Consider the following 23,333-nt stretch of genomic DNA (forward strand, 5'->3'; position numbering starts at 1 on the left):
CTCGCATATTTGCGTTTATATATTATGAAGATCAATATACTGGCATTTGGCATTGCTAAAGATATTTTTGAGGCCTCAGCTGTCAAGGTAGAAATGACCAATGACGCGACGGTTTCAAACCTGAAATATCTACTGGAAAAACAATATCCCCGGCTAAAAAAACTGGCCACCTATATGGTAGCCGTTAATAACGAATACGCGCTTGACGGGGACACGGTGCATGAGCGCGACGAGATTGCTATTATCCCACCCGTAAGCGGCGGTTAAACTATGAATACCAATATCCAAATATTACCGATTACGTTAAATGCGCAAGAGTGCATTGGCTGGGTAATGTCGCCAGAGTGCGGTGGCATTGATATTTTTATTGGTACTGTACGCAATGCCACTAAAGGAAAAGCTATTCTGCGTTTAGAATTTGAGGCTTACGAGAAAATGGCCATCAGCGAATTGGAAAAGATAGCCCAACAAGCTTTTGAGAAATGGCCGGCACAAAGAATACTGATCCATCATCGAACAGGCGTTTTACAAATTGGCGAAATCCCGGTTATTATCGCCGTAGCAGCGGCACATCGCGACGCCGCTTTTGAAGCATGCCGTTATATCATCGATACCCTAAAACAAACAGTACCTATCTGGAAAAAAGAGATTTTTGAAGATGGCGAAGTTTGGGTAGCAGCGCATCCCTAATCTTTATATTCGAACCAGGCTTTTAAACCACCTGCTAATGAATATACTTTGGCATCAGGTGCTTTTTGTTTGATCTGCTTTACAGCGTCACCGCTCCTTTTACCCGATGAACAGTACAATACTTTAACTTTTGGATTGGTGAGGTAATCCATATTTTCGTCGATCTCATCCACTTCAAAATGTATACCGCCTATATGGATCTCGTCACGCTCCTGGTCGGTCCGGACATCAACCAATTCTAAAGTATTATCCGCCAATCTTTGTTTAACATCGGCCACCGTTAGGGTTTCAGCTGCTGTTGTCTGAACCAGTGATTGAATATTGGTATTTGTAATTTTACCAATTTTAATAATACGGCTTTGCAAACTCAGCGCGTCAAATATCATCACTTTTCCGACCAGCAAATCACCAGTTTGGGTAATATATTTAATCACTTCATTGGCCTGAATACAGCCAATAATTCCCGCAAGCGTTGGTATAACTCCGCCATCGGCGCAATTGGGTATTTGAGTAGCGTCAACCTGAGGAAACAGATCACGATAATTAGGCGATTTACTACCGCCGGCACTGGTAATATTCCAAACCGCTGCCTGCCCTTCAAACTGATAAATAGCGCCGTACACTATCGGTTTACCGGCTATCACACAAGCATCATTAACCAGGTAGCGGGTTTCGAAGTTATCGGTACAGTCAACCACTAAATCGTAGGGCTGAATAATCTCCATTACATTTCCTGAATTGATTTGCACATCGAGCGCAATCACTTTTACCTGTGGATTTTGTCTTTGCAGCTTCTCGGCAGCAATTACCGCCTTCTTTTTGCCTGCGTCATCCGGCATAAATAAGATCTGCCTGTGCAAATTGGTTAGCGACACTACATCAAAATCAGCTATCCCCAAATTGCCAATACCCGCGGCTGCAAGGTATTGCGCAACCGGACAACCCAATCCTCCCGCGCCTATCACCAACACCTTAGCCTGCTGCAAACGCTGTTGCCCAACCTCACCAAAGCCCGGTAAAGCCACCTGGCAACTGTATCTTAACCAATCGTCATTCATTCTTGTGTGGCAGCTATTTTCTGGTGAATCTGTCGTTTAATTTTTTCGTAATCCTCGGCAGTGTTAACATTGGTCAATACCTCAGCATTTACTGGTTTAAGCAGGTGCGTATCGCTATTGATTAAAACTTTACGCGGGCAAGAATAACCCTGCGCAAGGAAAGCCAGTAATACCGGGTAACTTTTCGGCTCCCAAATAGTGATCAATGGTTCAGGAAAACCGTCGGTAGCGCTCTCATAAGCTGTCGCCAATTTCGAAATATCCCGATTGCTTATTAAATGATTAAAGACATCAGCGTCCAGCAAAGGCATATCGCAGGCTACAACCAACCACCCACTATCCGGCTTTTCGCGAAATGCAGACAAGATCGCACCAAAAGGCCCCAGATCTGTAAATGTATCAGGTAGTGTTTTATAGTCGGCCGTTATTTCTGTATGCTGATCTGAACGGCAGGAAATAAAGACATCATCGCAGTGCTGCTTTAACAAGTCGGCCATATAATATCGTTGTTCTTTGCCGTACCAGTTCAGTTTTCCCTTATCGGTACCCATACGCAGGCTTTGGCCGCCCGCCAGTACCAATCCGTTTAAAACAGGTTTGGCTTCCTGCATTTTGGTCTTGAAAAAGTCGATAATCTTATCTGTTTCATCCAACCGGTAAACAGGCAATTGCTCCCAGTTAGGAACAGCTTCTTTAATAAAGTCGAATATTTCAACCGATGAGTCAGCCAGCAAGACTAACTCTACATTTGTCAATTGCGAAACCCGCTTTTGCAGCGAGGCCATTTTATTTTGATATATGATGACGACTTGCGCTTTGGCCGGCTGATGGTTGCCATTCACCAGCACCAGGTCGGCATCGGCAAATTGCTGCCTGAAATTGATGGATTTTAGTCCTAAATCAAAGTTGAACTGGTGATTATTGATCTGATCGGTATATTCTAAGGTCGCTCCATTTGCCAGTCGACCGGGCGGTAAAACCTCTTCATCATTATGTGTGCTATCCGCATAAGCGCATTTGTATTGCGGCGACAGCGCGGCAATCACATCTGCTGCCAGCAGTTTAATATTGATACACGGCGCACCTAAAATAGCCCACTCATTCCGGCTAAAATGACCGATGTCCGGACGTGCCAGCTTAGCGTGTTTTTTATGCTCTTTTGAAATCACGTTTACCTCCTGTTTTTTCAATCAGCTTTGTTTCTTTAATCACAATGTCATGGCTCAGCGCCTTACACATGTCGTAAATGGTCAAGGCCGATATACTAGCCCCTACCAGCGCTTCCATCTCGATGCCGGTTTTAGCGGTGATTGTTGCTGTGCAATTAATTACAACCTCATTATTATTGTCGACTTGAATATCGATTTGGCAATTATCCAATCCCAGCGGATGACAAAGCGGAATCAGATCACCCGTTTTCTTAGCCGCCATAATACCGGCGATGATAGCCGTTTGAAACACCGAACCCTTTTTGGTTTGTAGGTCACCATCTGTCAGCTGAGCCAAAACCGAATCAGGCAAGTATACAATACTCTGCGCGATGGCAGTGCGTTTGGTCGCCATCTTTTCAGAAACATCAACCATAGTTGCCTTACCCATTTTATCTAAATGAGAAAACGTTTGAGTAGATTTTTCTTCGATATTGTTTGTCATCACTGGTTACTATTTTGTTTGCGATATACGATCAGACAAAGGGCCATATTTTGTATACCTCGCCTTTTTTAAATTCTGCTTTATCTGGCGGCAGCTCCATAAAAGCTTCTGTTTCTGCTAAGTTAGCAAAATCGCCCGAACCATTTCCAGCTAAGGGCGTAGCAATTAACTGACCGCTATTACTGTAATTCAATTTAACCTGTAAATAGTATTCTAACGCTGGTTCAAAAGTAAAATCCTCGCCCAATACGCCGTACATCGGCTCTTTAGGTTGGATACCTAACGAAGCATTTAACCACGGGATAAAGTACCGCTGCATACACATAAACGACGCAGCCGGATTACCCGGAAAAGCAAATACTACCACCCCGTTTTCGTGCTTGCCAAACCAAAACGGTTTGCCCGGACGCTGTTGTACTTTATGAAACACCTGCTCTACCTGCAAATCTTTCAATGCCTTTGGGATGTAATCAAACTTCCCCATGGAAATACCCCCACTCAACAAGATCACATCATAATTCTGCAAGCACAAACCCAGTTGTTGTTTGATGATTTCTTCATTATCAGGAATATGCCTGACCGCACCTTTAATGCCCTGCTTTGCTAATATTGCTTGCAGCATGTAGCTATTTGACCGCCTGATCTGGTATGGCGATGGTGTAGCGGAAACTTCCACCAACTCATCTCCGGAAGAAAGAATGACTACTCTTGGAATACGTTTAACACGCAGCTCTGTTTCTCCTACCGATGCTACCAGGCTAATAATAGCCGGAGTTATCATCGTTCCGGGTTTTAGAATTACTTCGCCCTTTAATTTATCCGTACCTTTTAAATGCAGGTTTTGACCTTGGGCGATGTTGTCAGTCAATAAAGTCGCTACGCCGTCTTTTATCTCCACATCTTCATAACGAATTACTGTATCTAACGATTCAGGCAATGCAGCCCCTGTCATTATCTCAATACACTCGTCGTCAGCATTAATTTCGATAGGCGCGTTGCCGGCGGCTTGGGTGGCTTTGATCTTAAAGGTTTTTATGTTTTGGGCGATAGCAGCATGTTTAATAGCTATACCATCCATCGTTACCCGATTGAAAGGAGGCAAGTCGCGGTCGGTTTTGATTTCTTCGGCCAGCACCCGCCCTAAAGCTTCGTCAAACAAAACTATCTCAGCCCCATAATCGCGGGTATTCTCCAATATCAGTTTTTCGGCTTGTTGAACCGTGATCATATGTGTGTATTTTTTATCCGCCAATGGTGGCCATTGATTCATGAACATTAGTTTGCTCATGTCGCAAGCGCTCTGCCTCCCAACCATCTGCTGCGCGGTGACTAAAGGCATTTAGTAAATTCTTCCTCAATTCTGCGTCGGTAATTCCACTTCGCATCAGATCTTTAATGTTCAATATACCGTCATCATAAAGACAATTTTTCAAAGTCCCCTGTGGCGTAATCCTTATGCGATTGCAGCTACCACAAAAGGTGCGCGAATAAGCTGCTATAATGCCCACACTTCCTTTATGACCCTGAATTTGATAATTATACGAGGTAGAATAAAGATCATCGTCCAACTTCTGTATCGTTGGATAATGGGTTTCAATCTCGTTCAAGATCCGTAAATAATCCCATTGTAATCCCTTGTAAGCATGGCCATCGCCGTTAAAGGGCATTTCTTCAATAAAACGCACGCTAACCGGTAGATCTTTGGTTAAGGCCACCATCGGCAGGATATCCTGCGTATTCTTGCCGTCCATCACTACGGAGTTTATTTTCACTTCAAAATCGTGCTTCAGCAATTCATCCAGCGTATTCATCACAGCGGCAAATTCATCGCGACGGGTAATGGCAAAAAAGCGGCCTGCATCTAAAGTATCCAAACTCAGGTTAACTGATCTTATCCCCATAGCCTTCATCTCCGCAACATGGGGTGCGGTTAACACACCATTGGTGGTAATGCTCAGTTCTTTTAAGCCGTTGATTTGGGAAATGCCGGTAAGCAATTGCATGATATCCTTACGCACAAAAGGCTCGCCGCCGGTTATACGAATCTTATCGATACCCATATTTACCAGCAGGTCGCAAGCGCGCTGCATTTCTTCATAGCTCATCAGTTCGGTTCGCGACAGCCAGTCAAGACCATCCTCGGGCATACAATAAAAGCAACGCAAATTGCATTTGTCAGTCACCGCCAGGCGCATGTAACTAATTTTTCTACCGTGATTATCTACCAGCAATTATATCTTTTTTTGTGAAGATATAAAGTTAACACATCAGCCCTTTATTTGATTTAAAAAGATGACAGCCTATACAGAAAGTTTGTAGATAGTTTGAGTTTGGTAAACCTCGCCGGGTTTTAACACCGTCGACGGGAAATCAGGTCGATTCGGAGAATCGGGGAAATGCTGCGTTTCCAAAGCAAACCCAGTGCGCGGCGTATCTATAAAGCCACCTCTTAATGCGCTGGCCCCGGACATATAATTGCCAGAATAAAATTGCATTCCGGGTTGATCTGTAAATACTTCCAGTTTAATGCCGGTTTGGTCGCCGATAACTGTAGCTACCGGCAAATGCGCTTCGTGATTATTTAGGACGTAATTATGATCGTAACCATAACCAATTTTTATTTGAGGATGATCTGCGCTGATGCGTTTACCAATCCGCTCAGGTTGGCTAAAATCCAGCGGAGTGTCTTTTACCCATGCTATTTCGCCGGTAGGGATGCAGCTATTATCAACCGGCGTGTACTTGTCGGCCGCTATCTGCATTAAATGATTTAATACATCGCCATTACCCTCACCATTCAAATTAAAATACGAGTGATTGGTTAAGTTGACAACAGTGGTTTTATCGGTAGTGGCTTCATAACTGATAACAATCTCGTTGCTATCAGTCAACGTGTAGGACAATTTGACTTTTAGATTGCCGGCATATCCTTCTTCGCCATCTTTAGAAACCAATTCCAGTTCGACAGTTTGATCGTCAACTTGTAGGGCATCCCATACCCTTACGCTGAAATTATCTACTCCGCCATGCAGACTATTAGGCCCGTTGTTGATGGGTAAGCTATATTTCTGCCCATCTAAAGTAAATTTGCCTTTGGCTATTCTATTAGCATAACGGCCGACAGTAGATCCGTAATAACTTGTCTGAGAAGCTAACCCTTCAAAATTATCAAAACCTAAAATAACGCTGGTTAGCTTACCATATTTGTCGGGCAGCCAGGCACCTATTAAGTGAGCGCCAAAATTGCTCACCACAACCTGCATGTCTGCATTGTTTTTTAGATAATAGAGCTTAACCGGCCGTCCTTCTACCTCGCGGTTAAAGTTCGATGCATCAGGTATCTTTATAGCTGTAGGATTGTAAACCATTGTTGTATGCTAAATATCTTTTTTCACCACCGCTGTATCACAGATATAAGTCGGGACGATGCCCGTTGCTGCTATACGGTTATCAGCGTCCTGCGGTAACGTGTTTCCAGAAAGCACCAATACGGTATCTAAGCCAAATTTGTTGCCACCCAAAATATCAGTGTGCAGGGTATCGCCAACCATTACTATCTCTTTTTTACTGATGGGGCGATATTCACGAATCAAATCATAAGCAAACATAAACATCTGCGAATCGGGCTTACCAAATCTGATAAAACTTTTACCTACGATAGACTCCAGCATATTGGCCAAACCGCCTATCGCGATTGACACATTGCTTGCAGTGTCCGGGTAAGTATCGTCAGTATTAGCTACGATAGCCGGTATGGTACGTTTTCTTAGTAAATTAAGAGCAATATTCAGGTCGTTTGCCCAGTCAAAACCTTCGTCGTCCAAAAACAAAAGTGCGTTTACCTGATCGATGTTACTTTCGTTAACGTCCCTCACCGGCATAGGGTGCAAACCTAAACTTTCAATATAATGTGCCGAGTTCTCGGTACCCAGGTAAGCCACAATACCATCATATACTTTCAAATACAGATATTCCTTAGTTAACATACCTGAGGATATGATTCTATCAGGCGTTATAGCATGTAAACCCGCCTTATGATATGAGCCGGCCAATTGCACCGGGCTGCGCGAAGCATCATTGGTAACGATGTAGTATTCTTTGCCTTGCTCCTTCAAATACTCGAAGGTATTTGCAATATCAGGAACCAGCCCGTGATAGTTTTTAAGTACCCCAAATGCATCGAAAAAAATAACGTTATACTTATCTATAATAGTCTTAAAGTTCTCGATACGTTCCATTTAACCAGTTGGGGTGATTATTTTAAGTTCAAAGCATCAATTATTTTATCGGCATTAAAATCTCTGTCTACCGACGGCAGGTAGTTATCAAAAGCTTCGGCTTGTAGCTTACGCGTATATTGCCCACTAAAAAAATGACTGCCTTCTTTGATCACATAATTTAAGATAAAAAACCGATATGCCTCTTTCAAAAATCTGACCTCGTTAGCTGTTAAAGGGTTTACCTGATGATATTCCTTGAGAAAGATAATAAAACGATCTTCCATCAGGGTATTGATACCGTAACTAAACACCGTCCGGTCGCCGATATCAGACACTACCCTGCTCAGGAAATAAAAGTCCAATATCCGGTAGCTCATCCTGAACCAGTCGTAGTCCCAGCGTGAGTACAGATTCAAGTTTTGGTCTACCGAGAAATTGCCGATGTTCCAATCGATAAACACCGGAATGATCTCGAACGAGCTCATATTGTATTTAGAGCGATTACGCAGAAACGTCTCACAATGATATTTTAGAAAATCAACCTGCATGGCTGTGCCGAAATCTTTTTCGTTGATCTCCAACTGGTGCATCAGCGAGTATATATCGGTGCGCAGCGTTTTTGACGATTTAGGCAAAACATTTTTTATACGACCACAGGCTTTATGAAACTTACCTACCTGCTGGCCCAGTTTGCGGATGTGCTCCTCGTCCAAACGGCGCGGCATACGGTTCATAATGCGGGTTGGATTATAAAACACCACCCATGCATCGTCCTTGCCATGTTTGTAACGGAATATATAGACCCGGTTATTTTTAAGCAGCGATTTAGCCAAAAAATTCTCGAACGGATATAGTAAGTTGTTAGATAACGCATGGATTATGCGATGATCTTCTTTAAAATGCTCGTATTTACCAAAAAGCGACAGCTTGGCTATAATGATATCATCATCGTCAAACGTTACCCTGAAAACCCGGTTTGTCGACACCATCGCACTGATATCTTCAATACTTTTTATTCGTTTTGAAGCATCATACCCTTCCCAGGCTTTTGTAATTATAAAAGAATAGTCCATCTGGTTTATAAAATCAACGGACGGCAAAGATATAACAGAAATGAATTACAAAGCGCCACATTTTTATTTTATACAGATGGCCAGCGAAAAGCAAATGAAAAAATATAATGGTTTATATTATCTCAAAATATCTTTTCAGTTCCCAATCGGTAACGCTTTTGGCAAATTGGCGCCATTCCCACAAACGGGTTTGCGTAAAATGCTCAACAAAATCGGCACCTAAAATTTCTTTGGCTATGGCCGATTTTTGCATGTCAGTAGCAGCCTCGTACAAATTAGGCTGAATGGTTCCGTTAGTTTTATTCTGATAGCCGTTGCCTACTGTCTGCGGAACGTCTAGCTTCAATTTATTTTTAATACCGTACAAGCCCGAGGCTAACGCGGCCGCCATCACCAAATAAGGGTTGGTGTCAGCACCCGGTATACGGGTTTCTAAACGGGTATATCCTTTTGACGAGTTCACTACGCGAAAAGCCGTCGTACGATTCTCTACCGACCAGGTAATGGTAGTAGGTGCCCAGGCGCCTTCAATCAGGCGTTTATAGCTATTAATGGTAGGCGCATACATGGGCAATATATGTGGCAAACAATAAAGCTGGCCGGCCAGATATTGCTTATGCAACTCGCTCATTTTATTAACATCGTTAGCATCATAAAACAAGTTGTCGGTTTGATCTTTATTCCAAAGGCTTTGATGTACGTGTCCGCCGCAACCGGGCAGGCTCTCGTTCCATTTGGCCATAAAATTAGCGATGATGCCATGCTTATAGGCTATCTCTTTGACAGCAGTTTTGAATAAAACAGCTCTGTCGGCAGCTTCAATAACATGGGTATGCATTAATGCCGCTTCATAAACACCAGGGCCGGTTTCGGTATGGAAGCCCTCCAGCGGGATATTAAATTTATCAAGCAGGCTTACCAGGTCATCGCAAAAAGCACTATTTTCTGACAGGCGAAGTATAGAGTAACCAAACATACCCGGCGTTAAGGGTTGCAGGTTAGCAAAATGTTTATCTTGTAAAGATTGCGACGTCTCTCTGAAATTAAACCACTCAAACTCTTGTGCAAACTCGGGGTAAAAACCAAGGTCCGCACATTCTTTGGTAATGCGTTTTAACAATGATCTTGGGCAAGCGGCCAATCCATTACCATCTGCATCACTAAAATCACCCAGAAAAAAAGGAATATTATCTTGCCACGGCACTGTACGGAAAGTCGACAAATCAACATGGCAAGCTTTATCCGGGTAGCCAGTGTGCCAACCCGTCACTTTTACATCGTCATAACAAACATCTGCGCTGTCCCAGCCAAATACTACATCACAAAAGCCATAGCCACTTTGCAGGCCATCGAGGAATTTTTTGGTGTGGATGATCTTTCCGCGTAAAATCCCGTCGATATCGGCAAAGGCATATTTTATTTTTTGTATATTGTTTTCGTGTATGTAGGCTGTTAGCTGCTGTTCGTTCATGGTAGGTAAAAGATCAAACAATTTTAAGCAAGATAACTATCGTATCCCAAAAAACTGAATATAAAAATGACAAATGATTTATTGTTTGTTTATGGCACTCTGTTAATTGCTGATAATGAGTTTGCCAGGTATCTAACCGGCAACTCCACCTTTTATTGTCCGGGTAAAATAAAGGGCAAGTTATATGACGTGGGGCATTACCCTGCCCTGGTGATCGAAGAGGAAAATAACTACGATATTTCAGGGACAGTTTACCGTTTGCATGATGCCGATGCGGTTTTGAAATATCTTGACCCCTACGAAGGTTACGGCGAAGGCGAAGAGCTGCCTTACCTATTTGTGCGGGAAGCTTTGCCAATAGAAACAGAGCAAGGCGTGATACTCTGTTGGATTTATTTGTATAACCGGTCTGTAGAGGGGTTATATTTGATTGAGTCGGGAGATTATTTAGATTATCTAAAAACAAAATAATAAGTCTGTCATTGCGAGCGTAGCGCGGCAATCGCAAGGAGGACAGTTTTAACGCGTGCGATTGCCACGCTGCGCTCGCAATGACAAAAACCTTAAAACAAAAAAAGCGATGAGCCTTACACCCATCGCTTTCTATATCTGTTTAGCTAAAATTAAACTTTAGCAGTTTTTACAGTTTTGATAATTACTGCAGCAACTTTATATGGATCTGCAGCAGAGTTTGGACGACGATCTTCCAGGTAACCGCTCCAGTTGTGGTCAACTGCATAAAGTGGGATACGGATAGAAGCGCCACGGTCAGATACACCATAGCTAAAGTCATGAATTGAAGCGGTTTCGTGTTTACCGGTTAAGCGCTGATCGTTATCAGCACCATAAACAGCTATACACTCAGCAACTGCAGGGCGGAAGGCCTCGCAAACAGCTTTAAATTTAGCTTCGCTGTTAGCAGTACGTAATAATGTATTTGAGAAGTTAGCGTGCATACCAGAACCGTTCCAGTCTAATTGACCAAGCGGTTTGCAATGCCAGTTGATTGACACACCAAATTTCTCGCCTATTCTTTCTAATAAATAACGTGCAACCCAGATTTGGTCACCAGCTTCTTTAGCACCTTTAGCAAAAATCTGGAATTCCCACTGACCGGCAGCAACTTCAGCATTGATACCTTCAACATTTAAGCCTGCTTCTAAACATACGTCTAAATGTTCTTCAACAATCTCACGACCGTATGCATTGTTAGCACCTACTGAACAGTAGTAAGGGCCTTGTGGTGCAGGGTAACCAGCAGCCGGGAAACCAAGCGGTTTGTTGGTATTAGGATCCCACAGGAAATATTCTTGCTCGAAACCAAACCAGAAATCGTTATCATCATCCTGAATTAAAGCACGGCCGTTTGACTCATGTGGCTGACCTTTTGAATCCAATACTTCGCACATTACTAAGTACGCGTCTTTTCTTTGCGGATCAGGACAAGTAAAAACAGGTTTTAAGATACAATCAGAAGAACCACCAGGTGCTTGCTCAGTTGATGAACCGTCAAAGCTCCAGTTTTCAAGATCTTCTACTTTACCGCTAAAACTTTTAACGATTTTTGTTTTGCTACGCAGGCTTTGGGTTGGTTTGTATCCGTCAAGCCAAATGTACTCGAGTTTAGTTGCCATGTTTTAAATTAATTTTATAAAGTTTGATTCAGAATTTGATTTTAATCGCAACGATTACGTTTGTTGAGCAAATTTATATTATTAATTCGCTTTTTTACAAATTTTATCAAAAAAAGTTTAAAAAAATGAAAATTGTTACATAAAAATCATTTATCTACATCAAAAACATTAAAACATTGTCATAAAAAATACAAATAATCACATTTTGCCTATTTATTTAAAAAATTAGCCTTTTAAATAATATCCCGTCCTGTTTATAAGTTGATTTAGTAAAAACATCATTTATTAATTAAAAATTTAATAATAACCTGCAGCTAACCGCATTTTAACATTGTTACGACGATGTTTTATATTTTTTTCTTAAAATTGCGTTCGATTTTTGAATCCCATCTCATATAAATTAAATACTATGAAAATAACAGTTGTTGGTGCCGGAGCCGTTGGCGCTACATGTGCGGATAACATCGCAAGAAAAGAATTAGCCGAAGAATTAATTTTGTTGGATATCCGCGAAGGTTTTGCCGAAGGTAAAGCTATCGATATGATGCAAACCTCTGCCCTGCTGGAGTTTGATACCAAAATAAAAGGCGTTACCAATGATTACGCTGCCACTGCCGATTCTGAAGTAGTTGTCATTACATCAGGCCTGCCACGTAAACCAGGCATGACCCGCGAAGAACTGATTGGTGTAAACGCAGGTATTGTAAAAAGCGTTACCGAGAATATTTTAAAACACTCGCCAAATACCATCATCATTGTGGTTTCAAACCCAATGGATACCATGAACTATTTAACTTTAAAATCATCAGGCTTGCCTAAAAATAAAGTTATTGGCATGGGCGGCGCGTTAGACTCTGCACGGTTTAAATATTACCTGAGCCAGGAATTAGGCTGCTCTCCTGCCGATCTGAACGCGGTAGTTATAGGTGGCCACGGTGATACAACCATGATCCCATTGATCAATCATGCTACCTGGAACAGCATCCCGGTTACACAATTCCTGAGCAAAGAACAACAAGATAAAGTGGTAGCCGATACCATGGTTGGCGGTGCCACTTTAACTAAACTGATTGGAACTTCTGCATGGTACGCACCGGGTGCAGGTACTGCCTTTATGGTTGAGTCTATTGTACGCGACCAGAAAAAACTGATTTCTTGCGGTGTTGCGTTAGATGGCGAGTACGGCCAAAAAGATATTTCATTAGTTGTGCCGGTTGTATTAGGCAAAAACGGATGGGAAAAAATCGTCGACTTTAAATTAACCGACGACGAGCAAGCCAGCTTTAACAAAAGCGCCGACGCGGTACGCGCCATGAACCAGGTATTAGCAGACAGCAACCTAATCTAAGCTACAATATCCCTTAACAAGAAAGGCTGTATCAATGATACAGCCTTTCTTGTTTTATAAATTCTTTAACCGCCGCTCACGGCGTTTCTCATCTGCATCTACCTTGCAAGGCATTATTTTTATCTGGGCGATGTACGGTTCGGGTAAACCTGCAGCTATAGCCAGTTTTAATATTTTGGTGTGATACCAGTCATAAGGCAATAAATGGGTGGTGATGGCATGCGGTTGCGTTACAAAAACCTCGGCGTGGTAAATGTTATCTGCCAAATCAAAACAAAGCACAGGTTCCAGTTTCAATACCGAACTCCAGGTGGGGTCATGAAAGTTGGAGCGCTCTTCGTCATCCAGTTCAATCAGCAAACCCCATACCATAGCATCCAGATCAAACGACTTTACCACATTTGCCTTGGCCGACTCATCTTCGCCGGTGCTGTTAAAAGCAAAATTATAACCGGGCAATTTGGCAATACCAATTTTCTTTGCAGAGGGAACTGTCTTTGCAAACTTCTCCACGTTCATGTTGCCCGCGTATGCAAATAGTATCATAAGCTTTATAGGTGATAGTTATATTTTAAACGCATCTGCCGAAAAAATGTTATCAAAAATTTACTGTGTCATCGCAACAAAACAACTACACACTTATACTCACTTTTTTGCCTGTTTTAGCAGCTTCATAAACTGCGGCTATAATCTTCAAATCTTTTATCGCTTCATAACCATCTACCGGCACAGGTGGTTGTTTATCATGAAAAATAATTTCCGAAAATTCGTCCATTTGCACGGCCTGATGCACAGTGGTGGGTTGTGTCAGCTCGCCCTGGTTAGTATGCCCCATGATCGGGCCGTAATTAGTTGAGGGCTGCATTTCGGCATAGCCATGTTCGCCGTTCAGGAAAAACTTATCCAGGTTATTCTGCATATAGGTTGATAGGCAAGAGGCCGTGGCGCCGCTTGGAAAGCCAAATTGAAACTGGATAGTTTCATCTATACCATCTTTAAATTTTACGGGATCTGTTTTAGTTTCCTGCGCAGTCACCCAAATCGGTTCTTCGCCGGTCATGTAGCGCGAACCGTTAACGGCATAGATACCAATATCCATCATTGAACCGCCGCCCGATAACTCTTTATTTAAACGCCATTGTTTCGGGTCGCCTATTCTGAAACCGCACAGGCCCTGGAAGAATTGAATTTTGCCTAGTTCGCCTTCCTTCCGCATGCGGATCACCTCCAGCGTCTTCGGTTCAAAGTGCATGCGGTAACCTACCAATAGCTTCACTCCTGCTTGCTTGCAGGCGGCTATCATCGACTCGGCTTGCTGAACGTTGGCCGCCATTGGTTTCTCGCTAATGGCGTGCTTGCCTGCTTTAGCCGTACGAATCACAAAATCAGGATGGAGCGCGTTGGGTGTAATGACATACACCGCGTCTATATCCGGGTTATGTTTAATATCATCGAAGTTTTGGTAGTTGTAGCAGTTTTTTGCCGGGATATTATACTTAGCCTGCCATTTGGCCAATTTATCGGGCGTACCGCTGATCAGCCCCACTAATTTGGCTTTAGTACAGCCTTGCATAGCCTCGGCAACACGTGTAGCGTAAGAGCCTAAGCCTAAAATAGCTACGCGAAGGACAGGGCCATCATAAACAGGCTCTGCCTTCGCATTTTTGGCCCAGGTGGTAACCGAAGCCAACTGCAAGGCAACAGCCGACACCCCAACTTTCTGTAAAAATTCGCGACGTGTATCTTTCATAACCGGTTTTAGTTTTAGTTAAAATTAAACATTTTATAACAAAAAAAGGGGCCGCGTGTAGCGGCCCCTTTTTACTGTAAATTCCATCAGTATATCTGAAGACTATTTAAAATCGTCGTTAGATAAACCGGTATTTGCTGTTGCATTGGTTACTTTCATGTCGACAGGCGAACCTAATAACAATGTCTTAGTTTCATAAGGGATTTTAACACCCGATACTTCACGATAATCATCAAATTCTGCAGCTGATGCATTTGGCGACTCAGTTACCTGTTTTATTTTCAAACCAGTTTTGGTATCAAAGAACTCGTCCACTTTTACACCATCGGGCTGTGTAGCAATTACCAGGTAAGCCAGTTTATCGCCAACTACATGTACCCTGCTATCCAAAGACAAGGCATAACCTTGTTTGTCATAATTCAATTCGCGGAAGAAACCAAAACGGTAAACCAATAAATGCTGATAATCCTTCGGTGTAGGAACGGCATTGTTTTGTTGTACCAAACTCACGCTATCTGTGTTACCTTTTACGCGGATCAGCATAAAGTTATTATAGGCCGGTGCGATAGCGGCAAAATCAAATTTATCAGGGCCTTTAAATTTATTAGTTATCTGTAAGGTAGTGCCTTGTAACGTAGTTGTCGCGCCAATGCTCAGATCTTTAATAGCTTTCACTTTATCAGCGCCGCCTATGGCATCAATATAATTTTTAATTACAGACGCTGCCGTTACACTCTTGTCTACGGTTTGACCGGTAAGCGAGTTATTTTCAGGATTAGTATCCGGCAATTCATGATCAGGATCAAGTGTCACCACCAATATTTTTGAAGTTGAATTGTATGGGAACGTCCAGGTGCCACCGCGCTGCCAAATCTCGGCAGGAAGTTTCACGGTGCTGGTCTTACCATTTTCTTCTTTAATCAAGGCAGTTACCGGCAGCGCCATTTCGCCCAGGTTTTCAATCGTGATCAACGATCCTTTTGAAGGATCTCCATCGTTATAATCAATAGCTTTCACCGATTGATCAAGCGATTTAGTGCCCATGAACCATTCGTTCCAGAACCAGCTCAGGTCCTCGCCCGATGCATTGTCCATCGTATGGAAGAAATCCCACGGCGTTGGGTGTTTAAAAGCCCAGCGTTTAATGTAGGTTTTGAAAGCATAATCAAACCGTTCCTGGCCCAAAATCTGGTCGCGCAATATTTTCAGACCCAGTGCAGGTTTTTCGTAAGCTGCATAACCCAGGTAATCCGGCTGGATAACATCCGGTGTAGTCATGATTGGGTCTGCATCAGGAGTAAACATACCCGGGGCTTCGCGTTGTACGTCCTGTTTTTCAAAGTATTCACCATTATTAAATACTTTGGTATCTACCTTATTAATGAAAGTATTAAAACCCTCATCCATCCAGGCGTATTTACGTTCGTTCGATCCTACAATCATCGGGAACCAGTTGTGACCAAACTCATGGTTGGTTACTTCCCACAGTTCGCCGGTTTGCGCTTTCCATCCGCAGAAAACAATACCCGGATACTCCATACCACCTACAATACCCGCCACATTGGTAGCTACCGGGTAAGTATATTCAAACCACTCCTGCGAGTATAGTTCGATACAATTTTTAACATATTCGGTTGAACGGCTCCAGGCTTTTTGGCCAGTAACCTCTATAGGATAAATGGATTGAGCCAGGGCTTTTTTACCACTAGGCAAGTTTATACGCGCCGCGTCCCAAATAAATGCTTTTGACGCTGCCCAAGCTACATCGCGAGTGTTTTTACACAAGAAATGCCAGGTTAAAGTAGGCCTGTTTGGGTACGACGTTTTGCTGGCGATATCAATTGAATCGCGAATGCTTACTGTTTTATCACTGTTGCGAGCCTCTGCTAATCTTTTTAAAGCAGTTGCCGATAATACTTCGGTTGGGTTTAAAAGTATGCCCGAACCTCCGACAATTAATCCCGCAGGCGCGGTTACTGTATAGTCGATATCGCCGTACTCTAAGTAAAACTCAGACGCGCCCATGTACGGAATAGTGTTCCAACCGGTGATGTCGTCATAAACTTCCATGCGCGGGTACCATTGTGCAATTTCATATACCCAGCCGTTTTTGGTTTTTATACGGCCCATACGGTCGGTACCATACTCGGGTACATCAAAACCGTAATCAATCTTAATATCGATTTTTTTGCCATTGGCTTTCAGCGAGTCTTTCAGTTTGATTTGCAAGCGCGTGTCGGTAACTAGGTAATCTACCTTCTCGGCCTTACCGTTAGTTATCACGTATACGCCTTTGATCTCATCGCCTTGTGTATGGGTTGCATTAACAAACCTGCCGCCCGTAACAGGGCTGGTAGCTTGTGCGCGAGAATCTTCGCGGTAGATATTCTGATCTACCTGTAACCATAAAAACGGCAAGCCGTCAGGGCTGTTATTGGTATAAGTAATATTTACCGAACCGCTAACACGATGCTTTACGGTATCCAATGTTACGTTTATTTTATAGTCGGCACGGTTTTGCCAGTATTTTGCGCTTGGCGCACCGCCAGCGGTACGAAACTGGTTACCATTTTGCTGGTAAAACAGCGGCGTAAATACTTTATGCTGATCGTACTTTGAATGGGTTGTGTCTGTTGTCTGTGCGCGACCTGTTAACGCGGCACCCGTTAACAGCATCAGAAAAAAGGCTTTGTTGAATTTCATGTTGTTGAATAAATGTGCAAAAGCTAAAGATAATTTTTAAGCGTGGATAATCAAAGGTTTAGACACCAAACGTGAGAAAAGGTTACAGCAGGGACTCACCCGGTCTTTGCTGTCCCTTTAATTATTTGTCATTGCGAGCGTAGCGTGGCAATCGCGAATATTGCATCCTTGCGATTGCCACGCTCGTCCCTCGCTCGCAATGACAACTTATGTATACTCATCAGCAAAATCAGCAAAGTTACCCCACACACAAATATCCTATCTCACTTATTATCAATTTAAAATCAATATGTATAACAGATATTTTTTTGTTATTTAATATCTGTTATCGATAAGCCTTTATCTTTGAGCATCTTGTTTATCGCAAAAACATGAATGACTTTTTAGCCGCCAGATCGCAAATGGCCCTTTCGCTGGGTTTTCACATCATCTACTCTTGTATAGGTATGGTGATGCCGGTTTTTATGGCCATATCGCATTATAAATACATCAAAACCCAAAACCCGGTTTATAAAAACGTAACCCAGGCCTGGAGCAAGGGCGTGGCTATTTTCTTCGCCACCGGCGCCGTGTCGGGCACCATGTTGTCATTCGAACTGGGATTGCTTTGGCCCAGGTTTATGATCCATGCCGGGCCGATATTTGGTATGCCATTTTCGTTGGAAGGCGTCGCATTTTTTATTGAGGCGATAGCCTTAGGGTTCTTTCTTTACGGCTGGAACCGCTTTAACAAATGGTTTCACTGGGCAACCGGCGTAATGGTGGGTGTAAGCGGCATCTTATCGGGCATATTGGTGGTATCTGCAAATTCCTGGATGAACAGCCCGTCGGGGTTTGATTATATGAATGGCCAATACCTTAATATCAGCCCCATGAAAGCCATGTTTAACGGCGCCTGGTTTTCTGAAGCCCTGCACATGACGATAGCAGCTTTCTCGGCAACCGGTTTTGCAGTAGCGGGTATCCACGCCTTAATGATCTATCGGAAACAAAATGTAGAATTTCATACCAAGGCTTTCAGGATAGCCATTGTGTTTGGCGCAGTGGCCGCCATTTTACAGCCCTTAAGCGGCGATATATCTGCCAAGCATGCTGCACGTCGTCAACCGGCAAAATTGGCCGCTATGGAGGCCTATTTTCACACGCAGACCTATGCGCCGTTGGTAATTGGTGGCATACCGGATACCGTTGCCAAAAAAGTAAATTATGGTGTAGAGTTACCTGGTGTATTAAGCTTTCTGGTGCATGATAATTTTAAACAGGAGGTTAAGGGGCTCGATCAGATCCCGGTTAAAGATCAACCTAACGTACCCGTTACGCATTACGCTTTCCAGATTATGGTTGGCTTTGGTATGGTGATGATGCTCATCGGTATCTTGTATTTCATTGCTGTATGGAAAAAGCGCGAGTGGTTTAATAAAAGTTGGTTCCTTAAATTGTTTATTTATGCCACACCTCTGGGATTTATTGCTTTAGAAGCGGGATGGACGGTTACCGAAGTTGGCCGCCAGCCCTGGATCATCCAGGATGTGATGCGTACTGCTGATGCCGTTACACCGATGCCAGGTATCCAATACTCGTTTTACCTGTTTAGCTTTGTCTACTTTACGCTGAGCCTGGCGGTTATATTTTTACTGCAAAGACAAATTAAAATGGTGCCCGAAATTTATGATGTTAAAAAATAATTAGTGCCGATATGCTGACTGTAGTCATACTCTTCTTATTCTTCGCCATACTGCTTTACTTTTTATTGGGCGGTGCCGATTTTGGCGCGGGGATCATAGAGCTTTTCACATCGGATAATAACAAGCACCGCACCCGCGCTACCATGTACCAGGCCATCGGCCCTATTTGGGAAGCGAACCACATGTGGCTCATTATTGCAGTAGTAATTCTGTTCGTGGGTTTTCCTGACATCTACAGCAACATGTGTACTTACTTGCATATCCCGTTATTGGCTATGTTGATGGGAATAATTGCTCGGGGGACGGCATTTGCCTTCCGTAATTACGACGCGATAAAAGGCGAGCGTACGCAAGCTTTGTACAATAATATTTTTGTCTATTCCAGCTTTTTAACGCCTTTGTTTTTGGGGATCATTGCAGGCAGTGCCATATCGCGGCAAATTGATTTTGCGGCAACTGACTTTTTAACGGCGTACGTTTATAGCTGGTTTAATTATTTCTCTATTGCGGTTGGTTTATTTACCGTCGCGCTCTGCGGGTTCCTGGCGGCGATCTACCTCATAGGCGAAGCGACTGATGAATTTGATGTAAAACGCTTTATCAAAAAAGCTAAAGTGCTAAATGCTATTGCTTTCTTTTGCGGCGGACTGGTTTTCCTGGCCGCCGAAACATTGAATATCCATATGGCGCATTGGATTTTTGGGAACCGGGTGAGTTTAACTGCGGTTATCGCAGCCTCTGTTTCTTTAGTATTGCTTTGGATAACCGTAAGCCGGGGCCACAAACAACTACCCCGGATCTTTGCCGCATTCCAGGTAAGTATGATTCTGCTATCGGTTGGGTATACGCATTATCCTAATTTTATTATGGGTAAGAATGGCCGGAACTTATCGGTGCTTTCTGATCATGCCACTGCTGGTACGATTGATACTCTAGGTATCGCACTGCTTATTGGTAGTTTGTTTATTTTGCCCGCGCTGTTTTATTTGTTTTATAGTTTTAGGGGGAAGCAGAGCTTGGAGGACTTTCATTGATAATAAGCTAGCTGCACTGGACGCTAATCGCTTTTATAGCGCCCATGGCCGCTGGGCCTAGTTCTTTTTCCTTAGATGAAAAAGAACCAAATACTAAGCGTAGCGATCTCATTCACACCAAAAATAAACACAGTGAATAAATAAAGTCAGCAAAAACCTTCCCTCCACAAGGCCAGACTCCCAGGCCCGGTTTGCTGACAGGCCATTGCGCGCTTTTTTGAGTCTACAATGTTAGCAGTATCTTCAATAGCACCGGGACGTCAGACGCAGAGCTTCAGGTGAAAGCGGGTAAAACAATGGTGGCCTTGTGCGGCTGCAGGGCTGTCGGGAATGTTGCCTGAAGCGCAGGCCCAGGTGCGATAACCGGCGGCAACAGGCCCCTGCCCAGGTTTTACCTGATTTGCAGGGCAAAGGCCAAGAGCGCAAAGAAGCCTTGCGTGTGACTTGATTTTTGGTTACTTTTCATCAAGGAAAAGTAACAGCCTTAGCGGCAATTGAGCGCTAAACGAGCGGTAAGCTAATGAAGCGCCCCGGAGATCGTCACGCTCGTAACTCGCTTAAAACGACGTGATGAGTAAAGTTCGCGATTGCCGCGCTATCGCTCGCAATGACAGTAATTGATATATTTTACTTAGTCGCAATCAACACCGTCCCACCATTCTTAAACAAATCATGCGATACGTAATAACCTTTATTAACCTTACCATTTACTTTAATAGAAGTAATCCCCCTGCCCTTTCCGGGTTTTGATATAGTGATATACTTGCCGTTACTGGTTCGCCATTTAACTTCGTCAAACAGCGGCGCGGTAACGAGATATTTAGGATCGGTTGGCGACAACGGATACAGCCCCAACGAGCTAAACACAAACCACGCCGACATCTCGCCCGCATCATCCATACCGGCCAGCTCTATACCGCGCGGACCCATACCATACAGATTGTTCATGATGTTATCCAACACCTGTTGGGTTTTAGCGGGCTTGCCTATCAACGTATAAGAAAACGGCGCTTCATGGTCGGGCTGGTTACCCTGGCAATATTGCCCAATAAAGGTTTCTACGTTACGGGCAATGTAATGCGGATTCCACGGTGTGGTGAAAAACGAATCCAGTTTAGCTTCAAATTGTTTCGGTCCGCCATACAGCGCAATTAAACCCGGCATGTCATGCGGTGCAAAGAACGATACCTGCCAGGCATTGGCCTCACGAAACTGCCATTCGTAGTAAGGATATTGGGGATTAAAATTTTGGATCCAACCGCCGTCAGGTGTACGGCCGCGCATAAAATTAGTCGACTTATCGAATACGTTTTTATAGTTTTTAGAACGAGCCATCAGGATGCGGTAATTGGCGGTATCACCTAGTTTCTTGGCGATCTGTGCTATGGAGTAATCATCATACGAATACTCTAAGGTTTTAGATACCCCGGCCCTGCCTTTAGCGGTTTCTATCGCATGCTCAATTTCGGGATCAGAGATATAGCCTTTTTGCAGATACTCGTCCAAATACTGTCTTCCGCCACGGCTTGAAGCAGTCGGCGGCGTATTGGCGTTGTTTAGTAAGATCTTGTAAGTGTCCTTAATATCAAAGCCATCTATCCCACGCAGGTAAGCGCCGGCTATTGACGACGCGCCATGATCGCCATGAAAAAAGGTTGGGATATAACCAGTTTTATCGCCCTTGTCTTCTAATGACTTGATCACATTTAACGTAACGTTTGGCGATACCAGTTCCAACAGCACGTCTTTATTGCGATAGGTGTCCCAAAGCGATGGTTCAGTATAATAGTTAATACCTGTATTTACTACCTTATGGTCTATGTCTGTAAAATCGCCATTAACATCGCTGCGCAAAACCGGCCACAGGAAAGAGCGGTACAGGCATGAGTACAGCATGGTTTTTTGTTTGGTTGTGCCACCTTTTACCTGTATAGTCGACAGCAGGTTTTGCCAGGTATCGTGCGCTGCTTTCCTGACCCTATCGAATGATTTAGCGCCAACCTCTTTTTCCAGGTTCATTTTGGCGTTATCGGTACTTACAAATGAGAAACCGATCTTTAGGTAAACAGGCTGTTTCCCATCATCTGATAAGTGAACAATGGCTTCCCCCGCGGCATTGTTAGTAGTAGTGCCTCTTTCAGTTGTATGAGTAACCGTTTTATGGGTAGTTTGTAAACTCTTGATCTCCGAGCTGAACACTGCATAGAAATAGATATTCTCGCCTCCCTGAAAACCTTTAACCGCATGATTGCCATCCTGGGATATTTCCCAGCTGCTAACACGACTCAGTGCTTTTGAAAGATCGAATAAGATTTGCCTATCATGACTGTCTTTATAGTCGAATTTATAGTAGGCACATCTTAAAGTCGATGTAAGTTGTACATTCACGCCATAATCATCCAAGTAAACCTGGTAATACCCCGGCGATGAGCTTTCATTTTTATGAGAGAATTTGGAGCCAAACACCTCTCCCGGCTTTGACATAGGCAACACAGGTACATTGCCAAAGTTCCAATGGCCCTTGTTAGTATGGGTGAACGATACGATGGTGGAATCTTCGTATTCATACCCTGCTCCCGCCGGCTGATACTTTGTCATGGGGCTAACCTGCACCATAGCGTTTGGTAAGGAACTACCCGGAAAAGTTAACCCCGACCATGGCCGCCAGTTTTTAGGCGGCACATAACCCAACAATTTATAGTCGGACACTGCCTCGGTGCCGACGAAAGTATTAACGTATTTTGTGTTGTCGGGAACGGTTTGCGCTTTGCTTGCAGTGGCGGCAAGTAAAATCATTACCACTACATTGAAAATGTTTTTTGCCTGGTTTCTCATAAAATAAAGTCTTCAGTAAAATGTAACATTCATCAGGATTTTACGACTTAAGAGTAAACCTGAAAAATATAATACAAGCTAATTGGTTTGTATTCAAATATAGCGATAGTGTGACTTGTATTTTATTATGTTAAAAATGTTACTTACAAACAATAGTCAAATCGCGATTTGAGTAGCCA

At 43.4% G+C, this 23,333-nt stretch carries 20 protein-coding genes; 6 read left to right on the forward strand and 14 right to left on the reverse strand.

The window, feature by feature from the left end; genetic code table 11:
- The first annotated feature begins 24 nt into the window (after positions 1-24).
- Both HB679_RS05450 and HB679_RS05455 read left to right on the forward strand, forming a co-directional pair.
- The gene (locus HB679_RS05450) at positions 25-267 is read left to right on the forward strand and encodes a MoaD/ThiS family protein (RefSeq protein WP_214070917.1); all 243 of its coding nucleotides are present in this window, start codon (positions 25-27) and stop codon (positions 265-267) included.
- A 3-nt stretch (positions 268-270) separates the two neighbouring features.
- The gene (locus tag HB679_RS05455; protein ID WP_214070918.1) at positions 271-690 is read left to right on the forward strand and encodes a molybdenum cofactor biosynthesis protein MoaE; all 420 of its coding nucleotides are present in this window, start codon (positions 271-273) and stop codon (positions 688-690) included.
- Here the strand turns inward: HB679_RS05455 and HB679_RS05460 are convergent.
- From HB679_RS05460 to HB679_RS05500, 9 genes are all read right to left on the reverse strand, one after another.
- Positions 687-1,748 carry a HesA/MoeB/ThiF family protein gene (locus tag HB679_RS05460; protein WP_214070919.1) on the reverse strand — a complete coding sequence of 354 codons (1,062 nt, stop codon included), beginning with the start codon at positions 1,746-1,748 and terminating at the stop codon, positions 687-689. The two genes, HB679_RS05455 and HB679_RS05460, sit on opposite strands and share 4 nt — an antisense overlap.
- A complete protein-coding gene (locus HB679_RS05465) occupies positions 1,745-2,938 on the reverse strand; it encodes an NTP transferase domain-containing protein (RefSeq protein WP_214070920.1) in 1,194 nt (397 codons plus the stop codon). Before HB679_RS05465 ends, HB679_RS05460 begins: the two co-directional genes overlap by 4 nt.
- Positions 2,898-3,401: a cyclic pyranopterin monophosphate synthase MoaC gene (gene moaC, locus HB679_RS05470; RefSeq protein ID WP_214070921.1), complete on the reverse strand. Its 504-nt coding sequence runs from the start codon at positions 3,399-3,401 to the stop codon at positions 2,898-2,900. Before moaC ends, HB679_RS05465 begins: the two co-directional genes overlap by 41 nt.
- A 31-nt stretch (positions 3,402-3,432) precedes the next feature.
- Positions 3,433-4,689, reverse strand: a complete 1,257-nt coding sequence (locus HB679_RS05475) for a molybdopterin molybdotransferase MoeA (protein ID WP_214070922.1) — start codon at positions 4,687-4,689, stop codon at positions 3,433-3,435.
- Positions 4,643-5,596, reverse strand: a complete 954-nt coding sequence (moaA, locus tag HB679_RS05480; protein ID WP_255547553.1) for a GTP 3',8-cyclase MoaA — start codon at positions 5,594-5,596, stop codon at positions 4,643-4,645. The genes HB679_RS05475 and moaA overlap by 47 nt, the downstream gene beginning before the upstream one ends.
- 105 nt (positions 5,597-5,701) lie before the next feature.
- The gene (locus HB679_RS05485; protein WP_214070924.1) at positions 5,702-6,769 is read right to left on the reverse strand and encodes an aldose epimerase family protein; all 1,068 of its coding nucleotides are present in this window, start codon (positions 6,767-6,769) and stop codon (positions 5,702-5,704) included.
- Between the two features lie 9 nt (positions 6,770-6,778).
- On the reverse strand, positions 6,779-7,639 hold the full coding sequence (locus HB679_RS05490) for an HAD-IIA family hydrolase (protein ID WP_214070925.1): 861 nt from the start codon (positions 7,637-7,639) through the stop codon (positions 6,779-6,781).
- Positions 7,640-7,656: 17 nt separating this feature from the next.
- Positions 7,657-8,694 (reverse strand): hypothetical protein, encoded by a 1,038-nt coding sequence (locus tag HB679_RS05495; protein WP_214070926.1) that lies wholly within the window; start codon positions 8,692-8,694, stop codon positions 7,657-7,659.
- 112 nt (positions 8,695-8,806) lie between these two features.
- Positions 8,807-10,165, reverse strand: coding sequence for a glutamine synthetase family protein (locus HB679_RS05500; RefSeq protein ID WP_214070927.1), 1,359 nt, complete (start codon positions 10,163-10,165; stop codon positions 8,807-8,809).
- Positions 10,166-10,231: 66 nt separating this feature from the next.
- Between HB679_RS05500 and HB679_RS05505 the strand changes: the two genes are divergently transcribed.
- Entirely contained in the window at positions 10,232-10,636 is a 405-nt protein-coding gene (locus HB679_RS05505) for a gamma-glutamylcyclotransferase family protein (protein WP_214070928.1), read from the forward strand.
- Positions 10,637-10,788: 152 nt separating this feature from the next.
- Here the strand turns inward: HB679_RS05505 and HB679_RS05510 are convergent, their stop codons facing one another.
- The gene (locus tag HB679_RS05510; RefSeq protein WP_214070929.1) at positions 10,789-11,799 is read right to left on the reverse strand and encodes a glutamine synthetase beta-grasp domain-containing protein; all 1,011 of its coding nucleotides are present in this window, start codon (positions 11,797-11,799) and stop codon (positions 10,789-10,791) included.
- A gap of 409 nt (positions 11,800-12,208) precedes the next feature.
- Here HB679_RS05510 and mdh point away from each other — a divergent pair, with 409 nt between their 5' ends.
- The gene (mdh, locus tag HB679_RS05515; RefSeq protein WP_214070930.1) at positions 12,209-13,147 is read left to right on the forward strand and encodes a malate dehydrogenase; all 939 of its coding nucleotides are present in this window, start codon (positions 12,209-12,211) and stop codon (positions 13,145-13,147) included.
- Positions 13,148-13,201: 54 nt separating this feature from the next.
- Here the strand turns inward: mdh and HB679_RS05520 are convergent, their stop codons facing one another.
- The 3 genes from HB679_RS05520 to HB679_RS05530 all read right to left on the reverse strand — a co-directional run bounded on the left by HB679_RS05520 (position 13,202) and on the right by HB679_RS05530 (position 17,600).
- The gene (locus tag HB679_RS05520) at positions 13,202-13,693 is read right to left on the reverse strand and encodes a gamma-glutamylcyclotransferase family protein (RefSeq protein WP_214070931.1); all 492 of its coding nucleotides are present in this window, start codon (positions 13,691-13,693) and stop codon (positions 13,202-13,204) included.
- 85 nt (positions 13,694-13,778) lie between these two features.
- On the reverse strand, positions 13,779-14,897 hold the full coding sequence (locus tag HB679_RS05525; RefSeq protein WP_214070932.1) for a Gfo/Idh/MocA family oxidoreductase: 1,119 nt from the start codon (positions 14,895-14,897) through the stop codon (positions 13,779-13,781).
- Positions 14,898-14,999: 102 nt separating this feature from the next.
- Positions 15,000-17,600, reverse strand: a complete 2,601-nt coding sequence (locus HB679_RS05530) for a M1 family metallopeptidase (protein ID WP_214070933.1) — start codon at positions 17,598-17,600, stop codon at positions 15,000-15,002.
- Between the two features lie 371 nt (positions 17,601-17,971).
- On the opposite strand from HB679_RS05530, the gene HB679_RS05535 reads away from it, so the two are divergent.
- A complete protein-coding gene (locus HB679_RS05535) occupies positions 17,972-19,285 on the forward strand; it encodes a cytochrome ubiquinol oxidase subunit I (protein ID WP_214070934.1) in 1,314 nt (437 codons plus the stop codon).
- 11 nt (positions 19,286-19,296) lie between these two features.
- Entirely contained in the window at positions 19,297-20,319 is a 1,023-nt protein-coding gene (locus HB679_RS05540) for a cytochrome d ubiquinol oxidase subunit II (protein ID WP_214070935.1), read from the forward strand.
- Positions 20,320-20,946: 627 nt separating this feature from the next.
- Here HB679_RS05540 and HB679_RS05545 read toward each other — a convergent pair.
- Entirely contained in the window at positions 20,947-23,154 is a 2,208-nt protein-coding gene (locus tag HB679_RS05545) for a GH92 family glycosyl hydrolase (protein ID WP_214070936.1), read from the reverse strand.
- Positions 23,155-23,333: the final 179 nt, after the last annotated feature.

The organism is Mucilaginibacter sp. dw_454, assembly GCF_018449775.1.
Taxonomy (GTDB): domain Bacteria; phylum Bacteroidota; class Bacteroidia; order Sphingobacteriales; family Sphingobacteriaceae; genus Mucilaginibacter.